Below are 12,214 nucleotides of genomic sequence, written 5' to 3' on the forward strand. Positions count from 1 at the left end.
CTCCTCCCGGTTCCGGGAGCGGCTTCAGCCGACTGTCTGCCGTGCCGTCAGGGACGCCGGGCGCCAGCCCAGTTCGGGTGCGACCAGGTGCAGGGTGTCGTGCAGGATCTGTTCGTACTCCTCCCGGTGGAACTCGTACGGCAGTTCAAGGCGCAGCTCCGACACCTGCGCGAGGACCGGGTCGGCGGTGAGCTGTTCGAGGATCTGCTCGGCGGTGCCCACCACGTCGGGGGCGAACAAGGTCCGCTTGGGTCCCTGAGGCGTCAGGGTTCGGGCGTGGCGGCCGGCCGCGTAGGCGCGGTAACGGGCCCGGCAGGCCGCGTCGGCGCCGTCGAAGGGCACGATCACCCGGCCCAGGGCCACCCGTGCCGGACGCTCCGCACCCTGCCGGGACAGCGCCCGCCGGTACTCGGCCAGCAGATTGAGCTGGGCCGTGGTGAAGTCGTCGGTGCCCTCACCGGAGACGATGTTGCCGGAGAGCAGGTTCAGGCCGTTCTCCGCCGCCCAGCGGACCGAACGCAGGCTCCCGCCGCCGTACCAGATGCGGTGCGCCAGACCGGGATCGTGCGGTTGCAGACGGGGACGCTGCACGTTGCCCGGCGAGTGGATGACCGTGTCGGGACCGCCGAGATGGTCGCCGCGCAGGTTGTCGAGGACACGGGCGATCCTGCCGTACGAGAGGTCGAAACCGCGCCAGTCCCCGTCGTACACCAGGTCTCCGAGCAGCTCGGCGTGCGGCATGCCGGTGCTGAAGCCGATCTGGAGTCGGCCCCGGGACAGTACGTCGGCCAGCGCCAGATCCTCGGCGAGGCGGAAGGGGCTCTCGTAGCCGATCGGGATGACGGCGGTGCCGAGCTCGATCCGCTCGGTGCGCTGGCCCGCCGCGGCGAGGAACACAGCCGCCGAGGAGACGCCGTGTTCGAGGTGCCGCTGCCTGATCCAGGCACCGTCGAAGCCCGACCGTTCGCCGTACTCGAACAGCTGGAGCGTCTCCTCCAGGCCGGTGTACGGGTCGTCGTCGGCGAAGTTGCCCGGGGTGAGAAACGCGAGGGACGTGATGGTGGGAGTGGTCATGTGAGGCCCGTCCTCAGCTCGTGATGGTCTCGGCGGCGGGGGAGGGGACCCGGCCGCCGGGGATCGCCGCGAGCAGCTCGCGGGTGTAGGCGTGGCGGGGGCGGGTGAAGAGCTCCTCCGGAGGACCCGCCTCCACGACGCGGCCGGCCCGCATGACCGCGACCTGGTGCGCGATCTGGCGTACGACGGCCAGGTCATGGGAGATGAAGAGGTAGGCCACCCCCGTGCCGGCCTGCAACTCGGCCAGCAACTCCAGCACTTGGGCCTGCACCGAGACGTCGAGCGCGGACACGGGCTCGTCGCACACCACCAGGTCGGGGGAGAGGGCCAGCGCACGGGCGATCGCCACGCGCTGACGCTGCCCGCCGGACAGCTCCGCCGGCCGGCGTTCGAGCACGGCCGCAGGAAGAGCCACCCGGTCGAGCAGTTCGCGGGCCCGCGCCAGCCGGGAGGCACGGTCGCCGACCTTGAAGGCACGCAGCGGCTCGGTGATCACCTCACCGATGGAGAAACGCGGATCGAGGGACGCGTACGGGTTCTGGTAGACGAGTTGGGCACGGCGGCGCAGCACCCTGGCACGGGCGGCCCCGGCGGTGGTGACGTCGATGCCGTCGAACAGGACCTGCCCGGCGGTCGCGTCGGCCAGCCGGAGCACCAGCCGTGCGGTGGTGGACTTGCCCGAGCCCGACTCACCCACCAGGGCGAGGGTCCGCCCGTGATGGACGGCGAAGCTGACGTCGTCGACCGCGCGCAGGGTCCGGGGCCCGTCCGCGGTGCGAGGCAGCCGGAACTCCTTGACCAGGTTGCGCGCTTCCACCAGAGGAACCGTGTCCGCCGTGGCCACGGGCGCGGACGGGCGGCGGCGAGCCGCGGTCATGCTCGGGGCGCTCGCCAGCAGATGCCGGGTGTACGCGTCCTGGGGATCGGCGAGGACGTCACGGGTGGCTCCCGCCTCCACCACCCGGCCCCGCGCCATGACCACCAGCCGCTGCGCCCGTTCGGCGGCGACCCCGAGGTCGTGGGTCACCAGCAGGATCGCCGTGCCCGACTCCTCGGCCAGGCGCTGGAGATGGTCGAGGATGACCCGCTGCACGGTGACGTCGAGCGCGCTGGTCGGCTCGTCGGCGATGATCAGCTCGGGTCGCGCGGCGATCGCGACGGCGATCAGGGCGCGTTGCCGCATGCCTCCGGAGAGTTCGTGCGGGTACTGCCGGGCCCGGAGGGCGGCGTCGGGCAGTCCGGCCCGGTCCAGAACGGCGAGCGCCTCGACGGCGGCCGAGCGGCGGTTCGCCAGACCGTGGATGCGCAGCACCTCCGCGACCTGTTCGCCGATCCGCTTGACCGGGTTGAGCGACACGGTCGGGTCCTGCGGCACCAGCCCGATCCGTGCCCCGCGTACGGTGCGCAGTTCCGCCTCCGACAGCGTGGCCAGGTCGTGCCGGCCGAAGCGCACCGAGCCCGCGTCGATGACGCCGTTGTCCGGGAGGAGACGGGTGATCGCGTGCGCGGTCGTGCTCTTGCCGGAGCCGGACTCACCGACCACCGCGGTCACCTGTCCCGGCCATACGTCGAGGTCCACGCCCCGGACGGCCGCCACGCCGTCACCGCCGCGGGTGCGGTACGAGACGGACAGGCCGCGGATCTCCAGCAGTGGTGTGGTCATGTCCTCGCCGTTCTCGGCTTCGTCGGTCATCGCTGCCGGGACCATTCGCCGTCCAGAGCCCGCGCGACGCGGTTGGTGGCCAGTACGGTCGCGGCGATCGCCAGTCCGGGCAGCGCGGTCAGCCACCAGGCGTTGGCCAGGTAGTTGCGGCCCTCGGAGATCAACGTGCCCCACTCCGGGGCCGGCGGGGGAGCGCCGTACCCGAGGAAGCTCAGCGCCGACACGGCCAGGATGGAGGCGCCGAAGTCGAGCGTGGCCAGGACGATCACCGGGCCCGCAGCGTTGGGCAGCACATGCCGGCCCAGCACCGAGTACCAGCGGGCCCCGCAGGAGCGCGACGCCTCGACGAACACCGCCTGACGCACCCGGAGCACCTCGGCGCGGGCGACGCGGGCGAAGGAGGCGACGCTGGCGATGCCGACCGCGACGGCCACCTTCACCGTCCCGTATCCCAGCGCGGTCACCAGGGCCAGTGACAGGAACAGCGCGGGGATGGCGAGCAGGACGTCGACGAAGCGCATCAGCACGTCGTCCACCCAGCGGCCGACGAACCCGGCGACCACGCCGAGCAGGCCACCCACCACGAACGCCACGAGCACCGCGATCAGCGTGGCCTTCAGGGACAGCTGCGCGCCGTGCACCACCCGGGAGAACACATCGCGCCCCAGCTCGTCCGTGCCGAACCAGTGCGCGCCGCTCGGGCCGCGGAAGTTCTGCGCCGGTACCCCCTTCAGCGGGTCGCGAGAGGTGAACAGCCGCGGCCGGAACGAGGCCAGCACCACCAGCACGAGGACGGCGGCGGACAGCAGCAGACCGGGCCGGCGCAGCACGAACCGCAGCACCCGCCGTACGCGGACGCGGCTTCCCGGTGCGGGATCCGGCGGTGCGCCCACCGGCCGGACGAGACCGGGCGCGGCCTCGGCGGGGTCGTCGACAAGACTCTGGCTCATGCGATGCGTGCCCTTCTGTCCGAGGCCACCACGATCCGGGGGTCGAGCAGCGGATAGACCAGGTCGACGACGAGGTTCGTCGTCACGAAGATCAGTGCGCCGAACGCCACCACCCCCTGGACCACCGGGATGTCCTGGGCCGTGACGGCCGCCGCGGTCACGCGGCCCAGGCCGTCACGGGAGAACACCGTCTCGACGACGACCGAACCGGCGATCAGCTGCCCCACCAGCAGGCCGGCGACCGTCAGCGCCGGCAGGGACGCGTTGCGCAGCGCGTGCCGCAGATGGACCCGCCATCGGCCCGCGCCCTTCGCGCGGGCGGTCTCCACATACGGCTGGTCGAGCGCGGTGAGCAGACTCTTGGCCAGCACCTGCGCGATCAGGGCGCCGGTCGGGACCGCGAGGGTCAGTGCCGGCAGCACCAGCCCCTTCGGCCCGTCGTTGCCGAACGCGGGGAACCAGCGCAGCCGGAAGGAGAACGCCTCGACGAGCAGGAGTCCCACCCAGAACGTCGGGACGGACACTCCCAGCGGCGGCAGCGACAGCAGCAGCTGCCGCAGCCAGCGCCGTGTGGTGTACGTCGCCGCCACCGCCAGCCCGCCGCCGAGGACCACCGCGAACAGCAGTGCCGAAGCCGTCAGTTGGAGGGTCTGGGGCAGCGCGTCGGCCAGTGTCGAGGCGACCGGGCGGCCGGTGGCGACCGAGTCGCCGAAGTCCCCGCGCACCGCCCGGCCGAGGTACTCGGCGTACTGCGTGAGCACCGGCTTGTCGAAGCCGTACTCGTGCCGCAGGGCGGCGATCTGCCGGGGATCGACCTGCCCCGAGTCCATCCCGGCACCGGCCATCGCGGTGACCGGGTCGCCCGGCAGGTAGTACAGCACCAGGAACGACACGGTGTACGCCGCCCACAGCACCCCGACCGCCTGCGCGAGCCGTTTGAGCACGTAACCGCGCACGGGTCAGCCGATCCACGTGTCGTGCAGCTGGATCCGGCTGGAGGCGTCGAAGGCGAGGCTGTGCACCTTCGTGGACAGGCCCAGCTGGGTCTGCAGTTCCACCACCGGCACGTTGTAGGCGTCGCGCACGATCGACCGCTGTGCCTGGGCCACGAGCTTGCTGCGCCCCGCCGGGTCGGTGGTCGCGGCCTGCGCGGACAGGGTGCTGTCCAGGCCGCTCGCCGGAACGCGGTAGAAGTTGGCCAGCTTCGTGGAGAAGGAGCTGCGCAGGATGTCGGGGTCGGCGCGGGTGATGTTCCCCCAGGTCGCGTCGAATTCGCCCGACTGCTGTGTCGGTGTCAGCTGGGTGAGCTGGAGCTGCTTGAGGGTCACCTGGACCCCGACGGCCTTCAGTTGCTGCTGTATCAGCTCCAACGCGGGCTGATTCGTGGCCGCGTTGGGAACCCAGTCGATGGTCAGGCTCAGCTTCCTGCCGTCCTTGGTGCGCGTGCCGTCGCCGCCCGCCTTCCAGCCGGCCGCGTCCAGCAGGGACTTCGCCTTGGCCGCGTCGAAGGCCAGGTCCGGGGCGAGGCTGGTGTAGTCGGGCGTGGTGTGCGCGAGGACGCTGGTCGCCGCCCGGGTGCCGGTGGGGAAGACGGTGTCGGCGATCTGCTCGCGGTCGATGGCGGACAGGATCGCCCGGCGGACCCTGGCGTCTTTCAGGAGGGGCCGCGCGTTGTTGAAGCCGAGTCCGAAGACGATGCCGGGGTTGGCCCGCCTCTGGAGGGTGACCTGGCCGCCCTTGAGCGCCGCCTCGTCGGCCCGGCCCACACTGCCGATCGCGTCCACCTGGCCGGAGCGGAGACTGCCGGCGCGCACGCCCGCTTCCGGCACGACCTTGAACACGAGCTCGTCCAGGTACGCCTCGCCCTTCTTGTCCCACCGTGAGGAACCCCAGGCGTAGCCGTGGCGCTTGGCCAGGGTGATCGACTGGTTCTGCACGTACCGCTTCAGCACGAAGGGTCCGGATCCGATGACCCCGTCACTGCACTTCTGCTGCGGTGACCTCTTCGCGCTCGCCGACGACTCGATCCCCAGGGAATGCGTGGAAGTCGCCTGCAGGAACTGGGCGTTGGGCTGTTGGAAGGTGACCTTGACGGTGAGCGGGTCGACCACCGTGGTGCTCTTGACGCCGCTCAGGTAGCCCTCGGCCAGGGTCCCCAGGACACCGAGACGCGGCACCGCGTCGAAGTTGTCCTTGACCACCTGGGCGGTCAGCGGGGATCCGTCGCTGAAGGTGACACCCGAGCGCAGGTGGAAGGTGAAGGAGGTCGCGTCGGCACTGATGTCCCAGCTCTTCGCCAGCCACGGCACGATCTTGCCGGTCCTGGGGTCCTGGTCCGTCAGGGAGTCCACGACCTGGCGCACCGAGTAGATCGTGTCGTTGCTGCCGACCTGCTGGGGATCCACACAGCCGGCGTCCGACCCCACGGCGAAGGTCAGGGTCCCGCCGGAACGCGGCTTGCCGCCACCGGCGCCGGAGCCGCCGGTGCCCGGCCCGCAGGCGGTCAGCAGCACACTGGTGGTGAGAAGGGCGGTGAGCGCCGCCCATCGGGGAGATCTGAAGTCCGGAAGTGCTCTCACGGAGGGTTCTCCTCATGGTGTCGCCAGGCACGTGACACCGCGCGGGGCACGGCCACGCACAGGCGTGCCGGCCCGGCCGGCGCGGTGCCGTGACGGGGGTGATGCCCTGCGGACAGGGGCCAGTCGGAAGGTGGATCCGAAGGATCAGGAGGAGCGGGAGGAAGCGGGACCCGGGCGGGGACACATACCCCGATCGCCGGTCACGGACGGGGACCCTCGGCGGGCAGGCCCGTCAGCGCTCCGCTGCGGAAAGGGCCGTCAGGCCTGACAGAAGCAGCTGGTCGAGCGCTTCAGATCGATGTGGCGCCGGCGCGCCAGCCGGGAGAACACCATGGCGACGGAGAAGGAGGCACGAGGGCCACCACCGTGTCGCATAACGGTCCTCCCCCCATCTCCGGCCCCGGTCATGGGGCCACGCGCTTGCGCGGATCGTCGCTGATCCCGCCGGGCTTTCACCTGGAGCACCCCACCGCGCGGGAGGGTTGCCGGTCAGCAAGCCAGGGCTTGACGCTGACACTCGATGCCGTTCGTGATCGTACGGAGCGGTTCTGACGTACGTCAATGGCGGCACCGGACTCCGCCGGAGAGCACCGGCCGGCCGCCCGTCATGTCGGCGACCCGGGGCCGGCCGCGGACATGTCGGGCGACACGGGGTAGGCCGCGGTCGTGCCGGGGGCACGGGCCGGCCGCCGTCACGGTGGGGGAGATCCGGCGTTCGGGAACGGACACCTTCGCGCAGGTCCGCCGGTCAGGTGCGGGATCGCGGGGGCGCGGCCGCCACGCCGGCCACGCCAACCGACGTGCCCGGACGCCTGGTTCACCGGCACGAGTGCTCCGTTGACGCCTTCCGCCCCGTGTGCTTTCATCCCGCCATGCCGATGTCGGAGCCACTGACCCGCCGCCGCGCCGTGGACCTCGTCCGCGTCGCCGCCGCGCTGTGTCGGACGACCGGCTGATCACGCGCTTCCGCGAACTTCCGCTCCGGACAAGCCGGTAGAGCGCATACCGGTCGACCTCGCGCACGCCCGCGCCGACTTGTGCCGAGCCCTCTCGTTCCTCTCGCCCCGTCATGACGAGGACCCGCCATGCCTTCGCCCACCCCCGTCGGTCGCCGCTACGAAACCGAGTACGACCGCCGCAGGCTGCGCCAGTGGCTCGCGGGTGAGGCCAGAGCCGAGGGGGTCACCCGCCGCCGGCTGCTCACCCTGCTCACCGCTGCCGCCGCCGGAACCGCACTCGGCACCCCGCAGCCCGCCCGCGCCGCCGACAGGCCGATCGTCAAGCCGCTGCCCGCCGAGTGGTTCATCGAGCGCGGCACCAACGCCGAGACCCGGTGGGAGGCGCTGCGCGGAACCGGCCACCACACCCCCAACGAACTGTTCTTCGTGCGCAACCACACCGCCACACCCGTCCTGAACGCCGACGACTGGCGGCTGCGGCTGTGGGGGAGCGGGTTGCGCGGCAACCACGGCGAGGACCGTCCGGTGGAGTTCGGGTACGACGATCTGCGCGCACTGCCGGCCGTCACCCGGACCGCGTTCGTCGAATGCGCCGGGAACGGCCGCTCCTACTACACGACGCAACAGGGGGAGACGGTCACCGGTACCGCGTGGACCCTGGGAGCGATCGGCGTCGCCCGCTGGCGCGGGGTGCGGCTCGGCGACGTGCTGCGCAGGGCGGGGCTGTCCCCGCGCGCCGTGGACGTGCAGCCGCGCGGTCTGGACGCCGAGTACGTCAGCGGCGGCGAGAGCCTGGGGCGGGTACGACGTCCGCTGCCGCTGGCCAAAGCCCTGGACGACGTACTGCTCGCGTACGAGATGAACGGCGAACCGCTTCCGTACGACCACGGTCATCCGGTGCGGGTGCTGGTGCCCTCCTGGGTGGGGATCGCGTCGATCAAGTGGGTCGGCGACATCGAAGTGTCCGCACAGCCGCTCTACTCGCCCTGGAACACCACCTTCTACCGGCTGTTCGGCCCCGCCCACCCCGAGGGCGGGAGCGCTCCGCTGACCCGGCAGGCCACCAAGAGCGCCTTCGAACTGGCGAGCGGGGCCACGTTCACGGCCGGAAACAGGCACGTCCTGCACGGACGGTCATGGTCGGGGGCCGGAGGCGTCACCAAGGTCGACGTCAGTACGGACGGCGGTGCCAACTGGCGGCCCGCCCGGCTGCACGACCGGCCCCGGACCGGCACCTGGACCCGGTGGTCGCTCGGCTGGCGCCCCGACACACCCGGCGCCACCCACCTGCTGGCGCGCGCCACGGACACAGCCGGCCGGACCCAGCCGGACACCGCCGTACCGAACACACAGGGATACCTGTTCGGCGCGGTGGTGCGGCATCCGGTGAGTGTGGTGTGACGGACGGCGGCCCTGGCCGGGACGGCGGAACGGATGCCAACAGGCCTCGGACGAAGGGCCGTTCGGCCCCACGGCGCCGGCCCTTCGGCATCGGGTGCCGCGCGTCGCGGGGGACGACGGTGAGACGGGTCAGGCAATGATCCGACCGTTCCCGAAGGGGTTCCGCCATGGCCGTTCACGAGCACCCGCACCAGGGCTCCGGTCTCCGCCCGTCCTCCCCGCGCGGGAACCGCGCGGCCGCGTCCGACTCCGGGCCCGGCGCGGCGGAGGAAGCCGCCCCCGCGGACACCCTCCCCTCCCGCGAGGCCCCGCTGGTCGTCGGCGTGGACGGATCGGAGCCGAGTCTGCGGGCCGCGGACTGGGCGGCCGACGAGGCCGCGCTGCGCGGTGTCCCCCTGCGTGTGGTCTACGCCTCCCTCTGGGAGCGCTACGAGGGCACGGCGCTCGCCGCGGAGCACAAACCCTTCGAAGAGGTCCGTGCCGAGGACATCGTGGCGGTCGGCGCCGAGGACATCGTGGCGGTCGGCCTCCGCCGGGTCCTGAAGCGTCACCCGGACCTCGACGTATCGGCCGAGATCCTGGCCGAGGAGCCCGAGTACGCCTTGGCGCGGGAAGGGCGCGACGCCTCCGCGCTGGTCCTCGGCACCCGTGGCCGCAGCGATTTCGTCGAGACGCTGCTCGGCTCCGTCAGTCTGGCGGTGGCCGCGTACGCCGACTGCCCGGTCGTCGTGCTGCGCGGCTGCCACGACAACCAGGTCGGCGCCGCGCCCGCGCGCCGCGTGGTCGTGGGTGTCGGTGGCACGGGCAAGGGGTCGGCGGCGCTGCGGTTCGCCGTGGAGGAGGCGAGGCTGCGCCGGGCACCCCTGGACGCCGTACGGGCCTGGCGTTGCCCCGCGCACGAGAGCGTGGACCACCCGCTGCTCGCCGGTGAGCCCGCGCGGCTGCACGAGGAGCAGGCCGTCAAGGCGCTCGGCGAGGCGCTGGAGGACGTGCCGGCCGACGTGGATCTGCGTCGCCGCACCGTCGAGGGACCGGCCCGCCATGTCCTCCTGGACGCGTCCCGCGACGCCGGTCTGCTGGTGGTCGGTGCCCGGCGCGACAAGGGCCGTTTCGGGCTCCAGCTCGGCCGTGTCGCCCACGGAGTCCTGCACCACGCCGCCCGCCTCGCTCCGCTCACCGACCGGGACGTCCACGAGCTGATCACCTCGCCGCGGTGCGCCCCGCTGCTGCTGGGCGCGAACGGAAACGCCCCCGTCGACCTCGAAGGACTGGAGCAACTGCTCCAGCGGCTGTCCCGGATGGCCGCGGACCTGCCGCAGCTCGCCGAGGCCGACCTCAATCCCGTGCTGGCGGCGCCGGGCGGCATCACCGTGCTCGACGCACGGGTGCGCCCGCTGCCACGCCGCTCTCAGGACCCTTACCTGCGCAGACTGCGCTGAGGATCAGGAGGACCGGCTGCGCCGACTGTGAAAGGCCGACCGTGAACCGCGCAACGCGGACAGTGAAAGGAGGCGGACCGTCATGGCCGAGACCGTGCTGGTCGCCTATGGAACGACGAACGGATCGACGGCGGAGATCGCCGAAACGGTCGCGGAAACCCTGCGCGAGGGCGGTTTGACCGCCCGGGCCCTTCCGGCCCGGTCGGTCACCAGCGTGGCGCCCTACGACGCCGTCGTGGTCGGCGGCGGACTTTACGCGGGACGCTGGCACAAGGACGCGCGGGGGTTCGTCCGCCGGCACCGCGCGGAGCTCGCGCACCGTCCGGTGTGGCTCTTCAGCAGCGGACCGCTCGACAACTCCGCCGCCGACCGGGACATCCCGCCGGTGCGGGGCGTCCGGCGGACCATGAACAAGCTGGATGTCCAGGGCCACGTCACCTTCGGCGGGTGCCTGAAGGAAGGAGCCAAGGGGCGTATCGCCAAGATGATCATCAGCTCCGGGAAAGGCGGAGACTTCCGGGACTTCGGTGTCATCGAGGAGTGGGCGAAGGGCATCGCGGTCTCGCTCGCCCGCCTGCAGCGGCTCTCCGGTCAGCTGTAGTGGCTCCTTCGGCCGGCCGGTCCTGCGCCCCCGGCGCGGTTCCACCAGAACCCGTTCCCGGCCCCACGCGTCGAAACGGCGCCGGCCGAGCCGTCGGCGGGCGACCGCGCCGGCACCGAACGCCAGGCCGCCGAGGACGGCCGGAGCCCGCGCCCGGCCCGGAGGCGGTCGGCGGGACGTCGTGCAGGACCACGGGGCGGACCGACTGCCGTTCGGCGCGTTGCCGCGCGAACACGTCGTCAGCGGCCGGTAGGTGTCGTGGCGTGGCCGCTCGGGACCGGGGCCGGGGCCGAGGCCGGGCGGCGGGTATCGAGGGCCGGACGGCCCAAGCGGAACACCGCGCAACGGAACAAGCTGGACTCGAGAGGTCATCTCGTACCGGACAGGGAAGGGTGAGGGCGATCATGAAGGGCTACGTCTTCCACGGTCCCGGGCAGTCCGCCTGGGAGGATGTCCCGGACCCGGCGGTCAAGGAACCCACCGACGCCATCGTGCGGGTCGGCGCCGTCACCATCTGCGGCACGGACCTGCACATCCTCAAGGGCGATGTCCCCGAAGTGCGTCCCGGAACGGTCCTCGGACACGAGGCGGTCGGCGAGATCATGGAGGTCGGCGGCGATGTGCGGACCGTACGCCCCGGCGACCGGGTGCTGGTCTCCTGCATCAGCTCCTGCGGCCGCTGCCGCTTCTGCCGGGAGGGCGTGTACGGCCAGTGCCGGGGCGGCGGAGGCTGGATCCTCGGCCATCTGATCGACGGCACCCAGGCCGAGTACGTCCGCGTCCCCTTCGCCGACCTGTCGGTGCACGCTCTGCCCGGAACCGTGGAGAGCAGGGACGCCGTCCTGCTCGCGGACATCTTCCCGACCTCCTACGAGGTCGGTGTCCTCAACGGGCGGGTACGTCCGGGCGACACGGTCGCGGTCGTCGGGGCGGGGCCCATCGGACTCGCGGCGATCGCCACGGCCCGGCTGTTCTCGCCCGAGCGGATCGTCGCCGTCGACCTGGCCGCATCCCGGCTGGAGGCGGCCCGTCGGCTGGGCGCCGACGCGGTGGCCGACGCGGGGGAGGACCCGGAGCAGCTGCTCGCCGATCTCACCGACGGTCTCGGCGCGGACGTGGTCATCGAGGCGGTCGGGGTGTCGGAGAGCTTCGAACTGTGCACACGCATGGTGCGGCCCGGCGGCCACGTGGCCAACATCGGCGTCCACGGCAAACCCGCGACGCTGCACCTGGAAGACCTGTGGATCAAGAACGTGACCATCACCACCGGCCTGGTGGACACCCACTCCACCCCCACCCTGCTGCGCATGGCCGCCGCCGGCCGGCTGCCCACCGCGGAGCTGGTCACCCACACCTTCCCGCTGGACGACATGGAGACGGCGTACGACGTCTTCTCCCGCGCCGCCGACACCGGCGCCCTCAAGGTGGTGCTCGGCGCACCGTCGCACGAGGACCTCGCCGTTCCCGCGGCCTGAGCCACGCACAGGGGCCCGGTCGGTGCATGACGCCGACCGGGCCCCTGTCCTCAGGGACTCACGCGGTCCTGGT

General features: G+C 72.3%; 9 protein-coding genes and 1 riboswitch. Of the genes, 4 read left to right on the forward strand and 5 right to left on the reverse strand.

What is annotated here, in order from left to right; all coding sequences use genetic code 11:
• Positions 1 to 24: 24 nt before the first annotated feature.
• The 5 genes from ACFYW9_RS14545 to ACFYW9_RS14565 are packed head-to-tail and all read right to left on the reverse strand — an operon-like array spanning position 25 to position 6,266.
• Positions 25 to 1,074, reverse strand: coding sequence for an LLM class flavin-dependent oxidoreductase (locus ACFYW9_RS14545; protein WP_389149241.1), 1,050 nt, complete (start codon positions 1,072 to 1,074; stop codon positions 25 to 27).
• 13 nt (positions 1,075 to 1,087) lie between these two features.
• Positions 1,088 to 2,767 (reverse strand): dipeptide ABC transporter ATP-binding protein, encoded by a 1,680-nt coding sequence (locus ACFYW9_RS14550; RefSeq protein ID WP_389149244.1) that lies wholly within the window; start codon positions 2,765 to 2,767, stop codon positions 1,088 to 1,090.
• Positions 2,764 to 3,687 carry an ABC transporter permease gene (locus tag ACFYW9_RS14555; RefSeq protein WP_389149247.1) on the reverse strand — a complete coding sequence of 308 codons (924 nt, stop codon included), beginning with the start codon at positions 3,685 to 3,687 and terminating at the stop codon, positions 2,764 to 2,766. The genes ACFYW9_RS14550 and ACFYW9_RS14555 overlap by 4 nt, the downstream gene beginning before the upstream one ends.
• Positions 3,684 to 4,643 carry an ABC transporter permease gene (locus ACFYW9_RS14560; RefSeq protein ID WP_389149250.1) on the reverse strand — a complete coding sequence of 320 codons (960 nt, stop codon included), beginning with the start codon at positions 4,641 to 4,643 and terminating at the stop codon, positions 3,684 to 3,686. Before ACFYW9_RS14560 ends, ACFYW9_RS14555 begins: the two co-directional genes overlap by 4 nt.
• Before the next feature lie 3 nt (positions 4,644 to 4,646).
• A complete protein-coding gene (locus ACFYW9_RS14565) occupies positions 4,647 to 6,266 on the reverse strand; it encodes an ABC transporter substrate-binding protein (RefSeq protein WP_389149253.1) in 1,620 nt (539 codons plus the stop codon).
• Between the two features lie 411 nt (positions 6,267 to 6,677).
• A riboswitch (SAM riboswitch) is annotated at positions 6,678 to 6,791 on the reverse strand.
• 560 nt (positions 6,792 to 7,351) lie between these two features.
• Between ACFYW9_RS14565 and ACFYW9_RS14570 the strand changes: the two genes are divergently transcribed.
• The 4 genes from ACFYW9_RS14570 to ACFYW9_RS14585 all read left to right on the forward strand — a co-directional run bounded on the left by ACFYW9_RS14570 (position 7,352) and on the right by ACFYW9_RS14585 (position 12,141).
• On the forward strand, positions 7,352 to 8,626 hold the full coding sequence (locus ACFYW9_RS14570) for a sulfite oxidase (protein WP_389149256.1): 1,275 nt from the start codon (positions 7,352 to 7,354) through the stop codon (positions 8,624 to 8,626).
• A gap of 167 nt (positions 8,627 to 8,793) precedes the next feature.
• Complete coding sequence (locus ACFYW9_RS14575; protein WP_389149259.1) at positions 8,794 to 10,065, forward strand: universal stress protein; 1,272 nt, start codon at positions 8,794 to 8,796, stop codon at positions 10,063 to 10,065.
• Between the two features lie 82 nt (positions 10,066 to 10,147).
• On the forward strand, positions 10,148 to 10,666 hold the full coding sequence (locus tag ACFYW9_RS14580; RefSeq protein ID WP_389149262.1) for a flavodoxin domain-containing protein: 519 nt from the start codon (positions 10,148 to 10,150) through the stop codon (positions 10,664 to 10,666).
• A 404-nt stretch (positions 10,667 to 11,070) separates the two neighbouring features.
• On the forward strand, positions 11,071 to 12,141 hold the full coding sequence (locus ACFYW9_RS14585; protein ID WP_389149265.1) for a zinc-dependent alcohol dehydrogenase family protein: 1,071 nt from the start codon (positions 11,071 to 11,073) through the stop codon (positions 12,139 to 12,141).
• Positions 12,142 to 12,214 lie beyond the last annotated feature (73 nt).

This window comes from Streptomyces sp. NPDC002698 (assembly GCF_042888945.1).
Taxonomy (GTDB): domain Bacteria; phylum Actinomycetota; class Actinomycetes; order Streptomycetales; family Streptomycetaceae; genus Streptomyces.